Here is a 14,824-nt window from a genome sequence, read left to right on the forward strand (position 1 = left end):
CGGCGAAGGCCGCACCCTTGGACGTGGGGTGCGGCCTTTTGGATGGCTCGGTCGCCTGCGGGCGCTTTCAGCCGGTGTCGAGACGGCGATCGTGCTCAGCGCTTCGGGCCTCCGCTTGGATGGCTCGGTCGCCTACAGGCGCTTTCAGCCGGTGTCGAGACGGCGAACGTGCTCAGCGCTTCGGGCCTCCGCTTGGATGGCTCGGTCGCCTGCGGGCGCTTTCAGCCGGTGTCGAGACGGCGATCGTGCTCAGCGCTTCGCGCCTCCGCGCGTTCGCCGTCTCGACACCGGCGCGCCCTTCGGCTCCCTCGCGGCCGGCGCGTGGGGGCACTGGGCTTTGGTGGGCCCTTGCCGTTGGTTGTTGTGGTCAAGTCGCCGGCGTTGCCTCGTGTACGGCCTGCGTGGACCGGTCGCTCAAGTTGCCGGCGCCGCCGTGTGCACCGCCTTCACCAGCCGTACGTTCTCCGGCGCCGCCCCGCCCGGGAAGGCGACGCGCCGGCGCGTGTACCCGTACGCCAGCCCGCAGCGCGGGTCGGCGAAGGCCTGCGAACCGCCGGCGCCGCTGTGCCCGAACGTCCCGGCGCCCAGGAACGGGTACCACGTGTCGGCCACCGCCTGGAATCCGAGCCCGAACGACTTGTGCGTCCGTGCCACCAGGTCGTACCCCGTCGAATGGATCTGCCCGACCTCGGCGATGGTGTCCGGCTTCAGCAGCGGCGGCCTCCCGTCCAGCTCGCTGATCGCCGCCGCGTACATCCCCGCGAGCCCGCGCGCCGCCGCGACACCGCCCGCCGACGCCGGCCCCTTGGCGCGCACGGTACGGGAGTTGGGGTGATCCACCAGGTCACCCGGCTCCGGGACGTGCGTGTTGAAGGCGATCGAGGAAAGGCTGTGCGGCCCGGTCCGTGCAGCGTCGAGCACGGCCTGCTGCTCCGCGGTGGGCGCCATCGGCTGCACGGACCGGAAGCGGGGCTCCAGCGCCGAGGGCAGCCCGAGAAAGAAGTCCAGCCCGTACGGCGCCCGCACCCGCTCCTCGTACACCTCCTGGAGCGTACGGCCGGTGGCCCGCCGCACGATCTCACCGGCGAGCGCGCCGATGACCAGCGCGTGATAGCCGAAGGCCGTACCGGGGCGCCAGAACGGCCGCTGGTCCGCGAGCCGTTCGGCGATGACGCGATCGTCGGCCAACTCGGCCTCGGTGAACCCGGTGTCGAGCCCGACCAGCCCCGCCCGGTGGGCGAGCAGGTCGCGCAGGCTCAGCCCTCCCTTGCCCTCGGCACCGAACTCCGGCCAGTAGTACGTCACTTTTCGGTCCAGTTCCAGGGTGCCGTCCTGCACGAGGAGCGCGACCACGAGGTGGGCGGCGCCCTTGGTGGACGAGAAGACGCCGTACAGGGACTCGGCGTCGTTGCCGTCCCCCGCCCACAGGTCGACGACCTTCCGGCCGTGCACGTACGCGCACAACTGCCCTTCGTAGTCGGGCCGCTCCTCGGCCACGAACGCGGCGAACTCCTCCCGCACGGCTCCATAGCCGTCGGCGACGGTGCCGTGGATCTCCTGCGTCATCCGCTCCTCCTCAACCTCAGCCGCTGCCGATCCGACTTGCCGAGATCGTTGCCTTCTTGTGATCGGTACGGCGAGGTGTACCCGTTCGACTCAACAGCAATAGGAGGGCGTTGGTGTCACGGATGCCCCGGATGGCCTACGGCGGGGCCCCGGGAGGGGCCATGCTGAGTCCTCCGGGTGCACGTGAGGCGAGGAGAGCCCATGGCAACGATTCCTTCGCTCCCCAGCAGGGACGACGTGCTGCGCGTGGCGCGCAGCACGACCGACATCACCGGCCAACTCCTGGACACGGCCGGGAACATCACCAGGATCGCGATCAACACGTTCGACCCGCGGGACGGTTCGGGAGCGGAGGTGCTGCGGGTGCTGCGCCGCACGACGGCGGAACTGGCGGAGGCCAGTGCCTCACCGCAGGCCCAGGAGGCCTTCTACCGCATCGTCGACACACTGACCCGGCTGGGCACGAGTGGGGCGCCTCTCGCCGTGCACCCGGTGAGCGAGCCGGCGCAGGCACTGCTGACGGCCCTCGGCGACAGTCTGCTGCCGGTGCTGGACGCCGTCGAGCCCGCGGTGGAGGAGTTCGCGGCGGTGCTCGGCGAACTGGTCGAGGCGATGTCGCCGTTGCTGCCCGCGGGGGCCGGGCTCACGGCGGGCGTACTGCTGGCCCTCTCGCCGGTGATCCGGGCCGCGGCGGACGTACTGCGGGAGTCGACGCCGGAACTGAGCCGCATCGCCGACGCACTGACCGCCGCCGTGGCACCGCTGATGCCGTTGCAGGTGGCGGTGGCCGAGCGGACCGCCGCCGCGGGCGCGGACGTCGTACGGGCCGCCCTGCCCGCGCTGGCCGACCTGACGGAGGCGGCCGCGGCCTCGGCGAAGGCGGCACGGCCGGTACTGGTCGCCGGGGAGGAGCTGGTGGTGGCGGGCCTCGAACAGCTCCAGCCGGTGCTGCTGGCGGGCGCCTACCGCGCGGGCCGTCTGGCGCGGGCGACGGCGGTACGGGTGTCGGCGGCGGTGTCCCCGGCGGCGGAGCGGGGCGTCGTGGTGGCGGTGGCGCCGGTGTGACCGGCTCCCCGGCGCCGCCTGCCGGGGAGTGCCGGCCCGTCGATAGAGTTGACCCATGCGCGATCTTGGGACGGGTTTCGGCTATCTCCTGAAGGGCCAGCGATGGGTCGGCCGGCACGGCAGGCAGTACGGCTTCGGGCTCATCCCGGGCCTGATCACGCTCGTTCTGTACGCGGCCGCGCTCGGCGCGCTCGCGGTGTGGGGTGACGACTTCGTCGGCTGGGCGACCCCGTTCGCCGACGACTGGTCGAGCCCCTGGCGCGGGCTCTTCCGCGGCTTCCTCACGGTGGTCGTCTTCGCCCTCTCCCTGCTCCTCGCCGTCGTCACCTTCACCGCTGTGACGCTCCTCGTCGGCCAGCCCTTCTACGAGAACCTCTCCGAGAAGGTCGACCGGGACGTGTCCCCGGACGGCACGGCACCCGAGTCCGGCCTTCCGCTCTGGCGCGAGTTGTGGATCTCGGCCCGCGACAGCCTCCGTATCGTCGTGCGGGCCGCCCTCTGGGCGGTGCTGCTCTTCGCGCTGGGCTTCGTCCCGGTCGCCGGCCAGACGGTCGTCCCGGTGATCGGCTTCTTCGTCACCGGCTTCTTCCTCACCGAGGAGCTCACCGCCGTGGCCCTCCAGCGCCGGGGCGTCGAACTCCGCGACCGCCTCACCCTGCTCCGCTCCCGCAGAACCCTGGTCTGGGGCTTCGGCACACCCCTGGCCCTGGCCTTCGTGGTCCCCTTCGTAGCGGTGTTCCTGATGCCGGGCGCGGTCGCGGGCGCGACGCTCCTGACGCGGGAGTTGCTGGGCGAGGAGACCGCGGAGGACGAGGAAGGCGACGCGGACGAGGAGAGCGCTAGGACACCGCAGTCACCAGAATCGACCTCACCTGCGCAATGATGTCCAGCCGGTTGCGCACGAACTCCGGATCCGTCACCGTCCCGGTCCCCGGATCCGTGTTTCCCGCGCCGAACTGCAGCACCGGCGTGTGCACATGGCCGCCCGGCAGACTGTCGTGCAGCCCCAGCCGGTCCCGCAGCAGCGTCGCCCGGTAGGCGATCTCGTTGGACAGGTAGTTCCCGCCGCCCCCGGCACGAGCCGTCGAGCCCGGCGTCGGCCCGTCCGGCCGTACGACGGGATCGGTGCCTCCCGCCGGGATCTCGGTCACGGCGGTGTTGTCGTACACGGGGAAACGCCCGGTGTTCGCGGCCACGATCTTCTGGTACGGCAAGGTCGTCGTCGTCCACTGCGGCTGCGAGGCCGGATCGGTGACCGGGACGGTCTCCGTCCTGCTCACGTTCTCGTTGTCCGGGAATCCGCCCCGCCAGGCTCCGTTGGTCCGCTCGACGTCGAACCGGCCGATCCGGCCCTGGCTCACCGTCGTGAAGAGATGCACGGTCGGCAGATACGGGCGCAGGGTGCGCTCCACCGTCCCCTCGGCGAAGTCCTGCCAGCGCACCGGGAACACGGCGGTCTCGACGCGCGCCGGTCCGTCCGCCGTCTCGATCACCGTGCCGTCGAGGGCGAGCGCGGTGGCCCCGGAGGGGTTGGAGATGCGGATGTCCCGGTCGAGGGTGAACGGGTCGAAGCCGGTGACGAGGATCCGCTTGAGTCCCTTGTGGTGCGGGTAGCGGATGTCGGTCTGGCCGCGGGAGGTCCGCTCCAGCGCGTGGAGGAGCCGGGCGCGTTGGACGTCGGTCAGGGCGAACCCCGGCTCCCACGTGCGCACTTCCCGGGTCATCCCGAGGCGCGCCCAGTACAGCGGCCGGTCGTCGTCCCGGCTGAGGTCCCCGCCCGCCGGCCCCCGCCCCTGTGCCCGGTCGACCGCCCGCCGCCACAGCGCGGCTCCCTCGCGTACGACGACGCCGCGGGCCTGCGCGTAGGTGTGCGCGGTGGCGAGCGCCCGGGCGAACCGTGGGGCCACGGTGTCGAATCCGGACCGTTCGAGGATCTGCTGCGGCACTGCCTTGCCGAGCCGCTGCTCCTCGACGGTGGGGGCGGGGGCGTTCTCGGCGGCCGCGGCGGTGGTCGGGGCCGAGAGGCCGGCCAGCAGGGTCAGTCCGAGGAGGCCGATTCGAACTCGTATCGAATGCACGGCAGTTCGGGTCCTTCCGTCACGGTGGGGGAGTACGTGGTGCGGGACGGCCGCAGTATCGCGTGACGGAAGTGGTCTACGCCATGGCGTGTGACTCAGGTGGGGATCTTCTCGGCCGCCTCCCGCAGCGCCGCCAGGAACGCCTCCGTGGCAGGCGTCAGTGACCGCCCCCGCACGGTCGCCGCGTACACCGCCCGGGCGGGGGCGCCCTCGTCGAGCACGGGCAGCAGGGCTATGTCCGCCCGTACGGCCTCGGCGGCCGGCGCCGGGACCAGGGTGAGGCCGGGGTCGGCGGCGACGTAGCCCTGCTTTGCGGTCCACTCGGCGACGACATGAGCGACGCGCGGGCGGAAGCCCTGTCGCGGGGCCGCGTCCAGGAGGGTGCCCTCGGGGCGGGGGCTGCCGGAGATCCACTCGGCGTCGGCGAACCGGCCCAGCCGCACCGGGCCTTCGCCGCCCGCCAGCGGATGGTCGGCGGGGACGGCGACGCCCGGCCGCGCTGCCCGCGGCCGGGTGAGCGTCAGCCCAGGTCCTCGCCCAGCAGCCGCAGAAAGTCCCGGAACGCCCCCGGCATGTCCACCGACTCCGGGTCCAGCAGCCACTGGTACTGCAGGCCGTCCATCACCGCCACCAGCAGGGGAGCGGCGCGTTCCGGGGTGAGGCCGTTGGGGAGGTGCTCGCCGTACTCGGTGCGCAGGACCGCCGCCATGCTCTCCCGCACCCGCGTGTACCGCTCGGTGAAGTACTCGCGTGCCGGATGCCCCTCCGTGACACTCTCGCCGAGCAGCGCCGAGAAGGTCTGGATGATGCCGGGCCGCATCGCGTTGTACTCGACGAGCGAGGCGAGCAGATCGACCCGCCACTGGGTGTCCGGCACCGCGTCCCACTGGTCCCGCTCCTCGAGCACGGCGACCAGCAGGGCGTCCTTCGTCGGGAAGTAGTGCAGCAGCCCCTGCTGGGTCAGCCCGACCCGCTCGGCCACCGTGCCCAGGCTCGCTCCCCGGTAACCGCGCTCGGCGATCACCTCCAGCGCCGCCCGGACGATCTCCGCGCGGCGCTCCGCGCTCCTGGTCCTGGCGCTCATGGGGTCACCGTACGACATCCCAGGGCCGAAAGGTAACGGCGAAATAACGATACCTACCGCTCTACAGGTAACCGGTGCACGATGAGAGCCACAGCGCTCGCACTCGACGAGGAGGCACCGCGATGGCGGAAACCCCGGGACACGACACCGACGAGGCCCGTGAGGCAGCCGTCGAGGCCGCGCTCGGCAAGCTCGACCTGGACGCCAAGACCCGGCTCCTGGCCGGCCAGGACATGTGGTCCCTGCCCGAGCTGCCGGAGATCGGGCTGAAGTCCCTCGTCATGTCCGACGGCCCCATCGGCGTGCGCGGAGTCCGCTGGACCGCCGACGACCCCTCCGTCGCGCTGCCCTCCCCGACCGCCCTCGCCGCCACCTGGGACCCCGGCCTCGCCCGCCGCGCCGGCGCGCTCCTCGCCCAGGAGGCCCGCCGCAAGGGCGTCCACGTGCTCCTCGCACCCACCGTCAACCTGCACCGCTCGCCGCTCGGCGGCCGCCACTTCGAGGCGTACAGCGAGGACCCGTACCTGACAGGGCGCATCGGCTCCGGATATGTCCAGGGCGTGCAGTCCGGCGGCGTCGGCACCACCGTCAAGCACTTCGTCGCCAACGACGCCGAGACCGACCGCTTCACGGTCGACAACCTCGTCTCCGAACGCGCCCTGCGCGAGCTCTACCTCGCCCCCTTCGAGGCGATCGTCGAGAACGCCCACCCCTGGGGCATCATGACCGCGTACAACACGGTCAACGGCACGACCATGACCGAGCACCACCACCTCGTCAACGAGGTCCTGCGCGGCGAATGGGGCTTCGACGGCTTCAACGTCTCCGACTGGATGGCCGCCCGCGACACCGTCGGCGCGATCAAGGGCGGTCTCGACGTCGCCATGCCCGGCCCGCAGACCGTGTACGGCGAGGCCCTCGCCCAGGCCGTACGGGACGGCCGGGTCGCGGAGGCCGAGGTCGACGGGGCCGTACGGAACGTGCTGCGGCTCGCCGCCCGCGTCGGCATCCTCGAGGGCGCCGAACCGGTCGTCACCGAGCCGCCCGAGACGGTCGACGGCGAGGCGCTCCCCCGCGAGATCGCCCGCCGCTCCTTCGTCCTCGTGCGGAACGAGAACCACGCGCTCCCGCTCAGGGCGACCGGCACCGTGGCCCTCATCGGCGCCGCCGCCCGCGACGCCCGGGTCCTCGGCGGCGGCTCCGCCACCGTCTTCCCCGCCCGCGTCGTCTCCCCGCTCGACGGCCTCACCGCCGCCCTCCCCGAGGGCACCCTCACCTACGCCGTCGGAGCCGACCCGACCACCGAACTCGCCGTCGCCGACAAGGGCTTCACCCTGAGCGCCGTCTGCCGGGACGCCGCCGGCAGCGTCATCGGCACCGGCTCCGCACCCAACGGCCAGATCCAGTGGATGGGTGCCGACCTCCCGGAAGGCGTGACGCACGACGCCCTCCACACCGTCGAACTGACCGGCACCTTCACCCCGCGCGCGAGCGGCCCCCACACCTTCGGCGTCAAGGGCACGGGCGCCTTCACGCTCACCGTCGGCGGCACGACGTACTTCGACGACATCCAGCGTCCGGCCGACGTCAGCGACCCCTTCGAGGCCTTCTTCGGCGCGCCGGTGCCCCGCGCCCGGGCCGAACTGACCGCCGGCGAACCGGTCGACGTCCTGCTCACCCACGTCGTCGCGCTCCCGGAGGAGATCCCGCTGAAGGTCGTCGCCTTCGCCCTCGCCCACCAGGAGCCGCAGCGCGACCCCGACGAGCTGATCTCCGAGGCCGTCGAGGCCGCCCGCGCCGCCGGCACGGCCGTTGTCGTGGTCGCCACCACCGACCGCGTCGAGTCCGAGGGCTTCGACCGGGGGGACCTCGCCCTCCCCGGCCGCCAGGACGACCTCGTCCGCGCCGTCGCCGCCGCCAACCCCAACACCGTCGTGGTCGTCAACTCCGGCTCCCCGGTGGAGCTGCCGTGGCGCGAGGACGTCGCCGCCGTGCTGCTCAGCTGGTTCCCCGGCCAGGAGGGCGGCGCCGCCCTCGCGGACGTGCTGACGGGCGCGCACGAGCCCGGCGGCCGCCTGCCCACCACCTGGGGCTCCCTGGACGCCGCCCCGGTCACCCAGGTGGTCCCGGAAGGCGGCGAACTCCCGTACACCGAGGGCGTTTTCATCGGCTACCGCGCCTGGGAGAAGGAGGGCAGGACCCCGTCGTACGCCTTCGGGCTCGGCCTCGGCTACACCGAGTGGACGTACGAGTCCGTCGAGGTCGACGGCACCACCGCCAGGATCCGCGTCCGCAACACCGGTGAACGCGCCGGACGGGAGGTCGTGCAGCTGTACCTGGCGCCGAGCACACCGGACGCCGAGCGGCCCGCGCGTTGGCTGGCCGGTTTCGCGGGCGTGGAGGCGGAGCCCGGCGAGAGCGTCGAGGCCGTCGTCGAACTGCCGCGTCGCGCCTTCGAGATCTGGGACGAGGCGGCGAGCACGTGGGTGCATGTGAAAGGTTCGTACGAAATCCAGATCGGCCGCTCGATCGCGGACCGCAGGATCACCGCGACGATTAACGTCTGACACAGCCCCGGTCCGGGCACCTGACCCCCGGACCGGGGCAAGGGCCCTGGTCGCGTCAGCGGGCCGAGAAGCCGTACACCGTCTCCGACCGGTACACACCGCCCGGACGCAGCTCCGTGCTCGGGAACTCCGGCCGGTTCGGCGAGTCGGGGAAGTGCTGGGTCTCCAGTGCGATGCCGTCGCCGGGCGAGAAGGGATCGCTCAGGTGGTCCGCGGTGTACAGCTGGATGCCGGGCTCGGTGGTCGCGACCGACATCACGCGCCCGGACGCCGGGTCGTACAGCTCGGCGATCTCGACCGGGGCCTCGGTCACGCCCTTGTCGAGCACGAAGTTGTGGTCGTAGCCGGGGCCGACCTTGCGGGCCGTACGGAAGTCGAAGCGGCTCTCCGCCACCTCCGCGAGCTCGCCCGTCGGGATCAGGTCCGCGTCGACCGGCGTGTAGCGGGAGGCGGCCAGCCGCAGCTCGTGCCCACCGGCGTTCCCGGACCCGCCGAGGTTCCAGTACGAGTGGTTCGTCAGGTTCACCACGGTCGGCGCGTCCGTGACCGCCTCGTACGCGATCCGCAGCGCCCCCGAGGCGTCCAGCGTGTACGTCGCGGAGACCTCCAGGCGGCCCGGGAAGCCCTCCTCGCCGTGCGGGCTGACCCGGCTCAGCCGCAGCCCGTGCTCGACCGGCGCCACGTCCCACACCCGCTTGTCGAAGCCCCGCCCGCCGCCGTGCAGCGAGTTCGGGCCGTTGTTCGGCTCGAGCGCGTAGGTGTCCTCGTCGAGCGGGAAGCGGGCGCCCCCGATCCGGTTCGCGTACCGCCCGATCAGGGCGCCGAGGAACGGCTCGGGATGGTCCAGATAACCGTCCAGGTCCGCGAACCCGAGCACGACGTTCGCCGTGTGCCCCTGCCGGTCCGGCACCTCCACCGACTGCACGATTCCGCCGTACGACAGGACCCGCACCCGTACGCCCGCCCGCTCCAGGATCCAGCGGTGCACCGCGGTGCCGTCGGAAAGTGTGCCGAAGTGTTCGCTCATGGTCGAAACCCTAAGTCACGGCTTCTTCGCCGTGACGGTCCGGTAGGCGATCTCCGCGAGCCGTGCCTGTCCGTTCGTGCTGGGGTGGAACCAGTCCCAGTGACTCAACTGGTCGGTGCCGAACTTGAACTCGTAGACCGCGCCGCCGTCGAACCGGCACCGCCGGTCCTTCGCGCAGACCTCCTCCAGCACCTTGTTGTAGTCCTCAACGCGCTTCTGCACCGTGTCCCGCCGCAGATTCGCCGCCGGGTCCAGCGCGTCCGCGTCGCCCAGCATCGAGGGACAGATGCCGAGCTTCCACACCTGCTTGCCCAGCGGATTCGTCCGCCCCTGCGACCACAGCCGCTTCAGGTTCGGCACGCTCGCCACGTACACCTGCGCCTTGGGCGCCGCACCGCGCAGCGTCCGCATCGCGTCCTCGAACTCCGCCCGGAAGTCCGCCACCGACGTCATCGCCGCGGTCGAGGCCCGGCACGCGTCGTTCGCCCCCGCCATCACCGCCACCAGCTCCGGCTTCTTCACCGCCGCCTGCGCCATCTGCCCCGGCAGATCCGCCATCCGCGCCCCGGTCACCGCGTAGTTCCAGCTGTGCGAGGCCGCCCTCGCCTTCCCCAGCAGCCGCACGGCGAGGCTGTCGACCTCCGGGCTGCTGCCGGTCGCCCAGGACACCTCCGGACAGTCCGTCAGCACCGCGCAGGCGTCGAAGCCGCGCGTGATGGAGTCGCCGACCGCGGCGATCGAGGCGGGGCTGCTGTCCCAGGCCGGGGTCGGAGTCGGGGACGCCTTCGCCCGTTGGGCCTGCGTACCGTCCGGCCCGGCGGAATCGCCACCGACGGCGTCGCAGCCGGCGACGCCCAGGACGGTCGCCGCCGTGACGGCGAGAACGGCCCGCGAGCGGTGGCTTCGCATCCGCATCCCCTGGTGATCCCCTCGGTCGGCGTGCAGTGAACGGTCCTCCCATAACAACGCGCGGGAGTTCCCGGCCGCGGAAGATGCAACGGTTCGCACCCGTACTAGCGTCCTGCCGGGTGAATGGCGGGCGTTTCGGGGCACTGGGACGGACGGTACGTCACACTCCTTGCGCCGCAGCACGGTAGCCTCGCCATCAACGGGGCGCCCGCCACCGCCCGCCATGCCAGCCAGCAAGATGTCCGCTCTGCCCGGAGGTCCCGGTGACGACACGTGGAGTCCTGTACGTGCACTCCGCTCCGCGCGCGCTGTGCCCGCACGTCGAGTGGGCCGTCGCCGGAGTGCTCGGCGGGCGCGTCAACCTCGACTGGATCCGGCAGCCCGCCGCTCCCGGCACCTGGCGCTCGGAGTTCTCCTGGCAGGGCGAGGTCGGCACGGCGTCCAAACTGGCCTCCGCGCTGCGCGGCTGGCACCTGCTGCGCTTCGAGGTAACCGCCGAGCCCTGCCCCACCGCCGAGGGCGAGCGCTACAGCTGCACCCCCGACCTCGGCATCTTCCACGCCGTCACCGGCATCCACGGAGACATCCTCATCCCCGAGGACCGCCTGCGCGCCGCCCTGCAGCGCTCCCAGCGGGGCGAGACGGACCTCGAGGCCGAACTCGCCAAGCTCCTCGGCAAGCCGTGGGACGACGAGTTGGAGCCGTTCAGGTACGCGGGTGAGGGAGCTCCCGTCCGCTGGTTGCACCAGGTCGTGTGAGTTCACGACACACGAAGGGCCCCCACCGGCAGGTGAGGGCCCTTCAATTGCGTACAGGCGTCTCTCAGACCGTACGGAACGCCAGCACCACGTTGTGCCCACCGAACCCGAACGAGTCGTTCAGCGCGGCGATACGGCCCTCGACGGGCAGCTTGCGCGCCTCACCGCGCACGATGTCCGCGGTGGCCTCCGCCTCCGGGTCGATGTTGTCGACGTTGATGGTCGGCGGAGCCAGCCGGTGGTACAGGGCGAGGACGGTCGCGACCGTCTCGACACCGCCCGCGCCACCCAGCAGGTGACCGGTCATCGACTTCGTCGCGGAGACGGCCATGTGGTCCGTGTCGTCGCCGAACACCTTGCGCAGCGCCTTCAGCTCGGCGATGTCACCGGCCGGCGTCGACGTGCCGTGCGCGTTGACGTGCACGATCTCCGCCGGGTCCAGGTCGGTGCGCTCCAGCAGGTTCTGCAGGGCGTGCGAGATGCCGCGCCCCTCCGGCTCGGGCTGCACGATGTCGTGGCCGTCGGAGGAGATGCCCTGGCCGACCGCCTCCGCGTAGACGCGGGCACCGCGCTTGGCGGCGTGCTCGGCGGACTCCAGGACGACGACGCCCGCGCCCTCGCCGAGGACGAAGCCGTCGCGGGCGACGTCGTAGGGACGCGAGGCGCCCTGCGGGTCGTCGTTGTTCTTGGACATCGCCATCATGTTGCCGAACGCGGCGATGGGCAGCGGGTGGATCGCCGCCTCCGTACCACCGGCCACGACGACGTCGGCGCGGCCCGTACGGATCATCTCGATGGCGTAGCCGATGGCCTCCGCGCCCGACGCGCAGGCGGAGACCGGCGTGTGCACGCCCGCCCGGGCGCCCACGGCCAGACCCACGTTCGCGGAGGGGCCGTTCGGCATCAGCATGGGGACGGTGTGCGGGGAGACACGGCGGACGCCCTTCTCCTTCAGCACGTCGTACTGGTCGAGCAGCGTCGTCACGCCGCCGATGCCGGAGGCGATGACCGCACCGAGGCGGTCGGGGTCGACACTGCCGCCCGACGCGGCGGCGTCAGATGCCACAGCGCCGGCCGGGGCGGTGAAGCCGGCGTCGGCCCACGCCTCCTGAGCGGCGATCAGAGCGAACTGCGCCGAGCGGTCGAGGCGTCGGGCCTGCGGCCGCGGGATGACCTCGGTCGGCTCCACGGCGACGGGCGCCGCGATACGGACGGCCTGCTCGGCCGCCCACTCCTGCTCCAGGGGCTTGACACCGGACTTGCCGGCGATCAGGCCCTCCCAGGTAGAGGCTGCGTCGCCACCCAGCGGTGTGGTTGCGCCGATACCGGTGACGACCACGGTGCGATTGGTCGGGCTCACGGGAATTCTTTCTCCAACGGATACGAGGATCAGCGGCGCCACCGCCGGGTGGCGGGGCCGGTCAGCGTCCGGCCCAAGCAGGGGCTCAGGCCTGGTGCTTGAGGATGTAGTCGGTCGCGTCGCCGACGGTCTTGAGGTTCTTGACGTCCTCGTCCGGGATCTTGACGTCGAAGCGCTCTTCAGCGGCGACGACGACCTCGACCATGGACAGGGAGTCGACGTCCAGGTCGTCGGTGAAGGACTTGTCCAGCTGGACGTCCTCAACCGGGATCCCGGCGATCTCGTTCACGATCTCGGCGAGACCGGCGACGATCTCTTCCTGAGTGGCGGCCATGTTGGCGCTCCTTCGTTGATCTTCCAGAGGGTGTGGCGCCCGCCGCGGCAGCGGCAGGTGGTTTGCGGTTTCCGCCCCGGACCGCATGATCCGGCACGGAGTGCCTAGGGGAGGGTAACGACCGTCGCGGCGTACACGAGACCCGCCCCGAAGCCGATGACGAGCGCGGTGTCGCCGCTCTTCGCCTCGCCGGTCGCCAGAAGCCGCTCCATCGCGAGCGGAATCGAGGCGGCCGAAGTGTTGCCGGTGGTGCGCACGTCACGCGCGACCGTGACGTGCTGCGGCAGTTTCAGCGTCTTCACCATCGAGTCGATGATCCGCTCGTTGGCCTGGTGGGGAATGAAGACGTCCAGGTCGTCCGGGGTGATTCCGGCCGCGTCCAGCGCCTGCTGCGCGACCTTCGCCATCTCGAACACGGCCCAGCGGAACACCGCCTGGCCCTCCTGCGTGATCGCAGGGAACTTCTCGACCGCGCCGGAGCGGTAGTCCGTCCACGGCACGGTCTGCTTGATGGTCTCGGACTTGTCGCCCTCGGAGCCCCACACGGTCGGGCCGATCTCCGGCTGCTGGGACGGTCCCACCACGACCGCGCCCGCGCCGTCACCGAACAGGAAGGCCGTGGCCCGGTCCTCCAGATCGGTCAGGTCGGAGAGCCGCTCGACGCCGATGACGAGCACGTACTCGGCGGAACCCTCGATGATCATGCCCTTGGCGAGGGTCAGGCCGTAGCCGAAGCCCGCGCAGCCCGCCGAGATGTCGAAGGCGGCCGCCTTGTTCGTGCCGAGCTTGTCGGCGATCTCGGTGGCGATCGCCGGGGTCTGCTTGAAGTGCGAGACGGTCGAGACGATCACACCGCCGATCTGCTCGGCGGAGATCCCGGCGTCGGCGATCGCCTTGCCGGACGCCTCGATCGACATGGCGGCGACGGTCTCCTCGTCGCTCGCCCAGTGCCGGGTCTCGATGCCGGAGCGCGAGCGGATCCACTCGTCGGACGAGTCGATCGTCTCGAGGATCACCTCGTTCGGCACGACCCGCGTGGGACGGTAGCCGCCCACGCCGAGGATGCGCGCGTACGGGGCGCCCTTGCTGGGCTTGATCTTCGACATGTTCGGTCGGCTCCTTTGGGGACGTCAGGAGTGCTCGGCGATGAGCTCGCGGGCGGCGTCGAGGTCGTCGGGGGTCTTCAGTGCCAGCGTCTTGACGCCGGGCAGGACTCGCTTGGCGAGCCCGGTGAGGGTGCCGCCCGGGCACACCTCGAGCAGCGCGGTGACGCCGAGCTCCTGGAACGTCTCCATGCACAGGTCCCAGCGGACGGGGTTGGCGACCTGTCCGACCAGGCGCTCGAGGACCTCGGCGCCGGTGGCGACCGCCTTGCCGTCCTTGTTCGAGACGTACGTGACCTTCGGGTCGGCCGGGGTGAGGTCGGCCGCGGCCTTCGCCAGCGCGTCGACCGCGGGAGCCATGTGGTGGGTGTGGAAGGCGCCGGCGACCTTGAGCGGAACGACCCGCCGGACGCCCTCGGGCTTGTCCGCGTCGAGCGCGGCCAGCTGCTCCAGCGTGCCCGCGGCCACGATCTGGCCCCCGCCGTTGACGTTCGCCGGGGTCAGGCCCAGCTTCTCCAGATGCGGGACCGTCGTCTCGGGGTCGCCACCGAGCAGCGCCGACATCCCGGTCGCGGTGATCGCGGCGGCGTCGGCCATCGCCAGGCCCCGCTTGCGTACGAGGGCCAGCGCGGCCTCGTCGTCGAGGACGCCGGCGAAGGAGGCCGCGGTGATCTCGCCGACGCTGTGTCCCGCGACCGCGCCCGGGGAGCCCGCCGCGTCAGCGGCAAACGGGTAGGCACCCAGTGCCGCGGCGGACAGGATTCCGGCCGCGACGAGGAGCGGCTGGGCGACAGCCGTGTCCCGGATCGCGTCCGCGTCGGCCTGCGTGCCGTAGTGGGCGAGGTCCAGTCCGATGGCGTCCGACCAGGCGGCGACGCGGTCGGCGGCACCGGGGAGGTCGAGCCAGGGGGTCAGGAAGCCGGGCGTCTGGGCGCCCTGGCCGGGAGCGACGAGTACGAGCACTCTCACACTC

14 protein-coding genes are annotated in these 14,824 nt (G+C 72.0%); 4 read left to right on the plus strand and 10 right to left on the minus strand.

The genetic code is table 11. From position 1 onward, the window contains the following. Positions 1–414 precede the first annotated feature (414 nt). Entirely contained in the window at positions 415–1,566 is a 1,152-nt protein-coding gene (locus ABZO29_RS30855) for a serine hydrolase domain-containing protein (RefSeq protein ID WP_367323441.1), read from the minus strand. A 201-nt stretch (positions 1,567–1,767) separates the two neighbouring features. On the opposite strand from ABZO29_RS30855, the gene ABZO29_RS30860 reads away from it, so the two are divergent. Together ABZO29_RS30860 and ABZO29_RS30865 are read left to right on the plus strand one after the other, a co-directional pair. Further along, positions 1,768–2,631 (plus strand): hypothetical protein, encoded by an 864-nt coding sequence (locus ABZO29_RS30860; protein WP_367323442.1) that lies wholly within the window; start codon positions 1,768–1,770, stop codon positions 2,629–2,631. Positions 2,632–2,686: 55 nt separating this feature from the next. After that, positions 2,687–3,514, plus strand: a complete 828-nt coding sequence (locus ABZO29_RS30865; RefSeq protein WP_367323443.1) for an EI24 domain-containing protein — start codon at positions 2,687–2,689, stop codon at positions 3,512–3,514. Here ABZO29_RS30865 and ABZO29_RS30870 read toward each other — a convergent pair. From ABZO29_RS30870 to ABZO29_RS30880, 3 genes are all read right to left on the minus strand, one after another. Further along, entirely contained in the window at positions 3,471–4,709 is a 1,239-nt protein-coding gene (locus tag ABZO29_RS30870; protein WP_367323444.1) for a pyroglutamyl peptidase, read from the minus strand. The two genes, ABZO29_RS30865 and ABZO29_RS30870, sit on opposite strands and share 44 nt — an antisense overlap. A 95-nt stretch (positions 4,710–4,804) precedes the next feature. Further along, positions 4,805–5,311: a LysR substrate-binding domain-containing protein gene (locus tag ABZO29_RS30875; protein ID WP_367323445.1), complete on the minus strand. Its 507-nt coding sequence runs from the start codon at positions 5,309–5,311 to the stop codon at positions 4,805–4,807. Continuing rightward, complete coding sequence (locus ABZO29_RS30880) at positions 5,230–5,811, minus strand: TetR/AcrR family transcriptional regulator (RefSeq protein ID WP_367323446.1); 582 nt, start codon at positions 5,809–5,811, stop codon at positions 5,230–5,232. The genes ABZO29_RS30875 and ABZO29_RS30880 overlap by 82 nt, the downstream gene beginning before the upstream one ends. Positions 5,812–5,915: 104 nt before the next feature. Here ABZO29_RS30880 and ABZO29_RS30885 point away from each other — a divergent pair, with 104 nt between their 5' ends. After that, the gene (locus ABZO29_RS30885) at positions 5,916–8,360 is read left to right on the plus strand and encodes a glycoside hydrolase family 3 C-terminal domain-containing protein (protein WP_367323447.1); all 2,445 of its coding nucleotides are present in this window, start codon (positions 5,916–5,918) and stop codon (positions 8,358–8,360) included. A gap of 55 nt (positions 8,361–8,415) precedes the next feature. Here ABZO29_RS30885 and ABZO29_RS30890 read toward each other — a convergent pair whose 3' ends face one another. Next, on the minus strand, positions 8,416–9,387 hold the full coding sequence (locus ABZO29_RS30890) for an aldose epimerase family protein (RefSeq protein WP_367323448.1): 972 nt from the start codon (positions 9,385–9,387) through the stop codon (positions 8,416–8,418). A 15-nt stretch (positions 9,388–9,402) separates the two neighbouring features. Beyond that, entirely contained in the window at positions 9,403–10,302 is a 900-nt protein-coding gene (locus tag ABZO29_RS30895; protein WP_367323449.1) for an SGNH/GDSL hydrolase family protein, read from the minus strand. A gap of 257 nt (positions 10,303–10,559) precedes the next feature. Between ABZO29_RS30895 and ABZO29_RS30900 the strand changes: the two genes are divergently transcribed. Next, complete coding sequence (locus ABZO29_RS30900) at positions 10,560–11,054, plus strand: DUF3145 domain-containing protein (RefSeq protein WP_367323450.1); 495 nt, start codon at positions 10,560–10,562, stop codon at positions 11,052–11,054. Between the two features lie 64 nt (positions 11,055–11,118). On the opposite strand, the gene ABZO29_RS30905 is transcribed toward ABZO29_RS30900, so the two are convergent. The 4 genes from ABZO29_RS30905 to ABZO29_RS30920 form a co-directional block, all read right to left on the minus strand. Next, a complete protein-coding gene (locus ABZO29_RS30905) occupies positions 11,119–12,414 on the minus strand; it encodes a beta-ketoacyl synthase (RefSeq protein WP_367323451.1) in 1,296 nt (431 codons plus the stop codon). Positions 12,415–12,499: 85 nt separating this feature from the next. Further along, the gene (locus tag ABZO29_RS30910; RefSeq protein ID WP_030341284.1) at positions 12,500–12,748 is read right to left on the minus strand and encodes an acyl carrier protein; all 249 of its coding nucleotides are present in this window, start codon (positions 12,746–12,748) and stop codon (positions 12,500–12,502) included. 104 nt (positions 12,749–12,852) lie between these two features. After that, complete coding sequence (locus tag ABZO29_RS30915) at positions 12,853–13,854, minus strand: ketoacyl-ACP synthase III (RefSeq protein ID WP_367323452.1); 1,002 nt, start codon at positions 13,852–13,854, stop codon at positions 12,853–12,855. A 24-nt stretch (positions 13,855–13,878) separates the two neighbouring features. Next, entirely contained in the window at positions 13,879–14,814 is a 936-nt protein-coding gene (locus ABZO29_RS30920; RefSeq protein WP_367323453.1) for an ACP S-malonyltransferase, read from the minus strand. Between the last annotated feature and the right edge of the window lie 10 nt (positions 14,815–14,824).

Origin of the sequence: Streptomyces sp. HUAS ZL42 (assembly GCF_040782645.1) — a bacterium.
In the GTDB taxonomy this organism is placed as follows: domain Bacteria; phylum Actinomycetota; class Actinomycetes; order Streptomycetales; family Streptomycetaceae; genus Streptomyces.

Excerpts from the sequence above, each read along its gene's own strand:
- ABZO29_RS30890 (WP_367323448.1), bottom strand. The coding sequence starts at position 9,387 with ATGAGCGAACACTTCGGCACACTTTCCGACGGCACCGCGGTGCACCGC.
- ABZO29_RS30880 (WP_367323446.1), bottom strand. The coding sequence starts at position 5,811 with ATGTCGTACGGTGACCCCATGAGCGCCAGGACCAGGAGCGCGGAGCGC.
- ABZO29_RS30910 (WP_030341284.1), bottom strand. The coding sequence starts at position 12,748 with ATGGCCGCCACTCAGGAAGAGATCGTCGCCGGTCTCGCCGAGATCGTG.
- ABZO29_RS30895 (WP_367323449.1), bottom strand. The coding sequence starts at position 10,302 with ATGCGGATGCGAAGCCACCGCTCGCGGGCCGTTCTCGCCGTCACGGCG.
- ABZO29_RS30885 (WP_367323447.1), top strand. The coding sequence starts at position 5,916 with ATGGCGGAAACCCCGGGACACGACACCGACGAGGCCCGTGAGGCAGCC.
- ABZO29_RS30915 (WP_367323452.1), bottom strand. The coding sequence starts at position 13,854 with ATGTCGAAGATCAAGCCCAGCAAGGGCGCCCCGTACGCGCGCATCCTC.
- ABZO29_RS30865 (WP_367323443.1), top strand. The coding sequence starts at position 2,687 with ATGCGCGATCTTGGGACGGGTTTCGGCTATCTCCTGAAGGGCCAGCGA.
- ABZO29_RS30855 (WP_367323441.1), bottom strand. The coding sequence starts at position 1,566 with ATGACGCAGGAGATCCACGGCACCGTCGCCGACGGCTATGGAGCCGTG.
- ABZO29_RS30860 (WP_367323442.1), top strand. The coding sequence starts at position 1,768 with ATGGCAACGATTCCTTCGCTCCCCAGCAGGGACGACGTGCTGCGCGTG.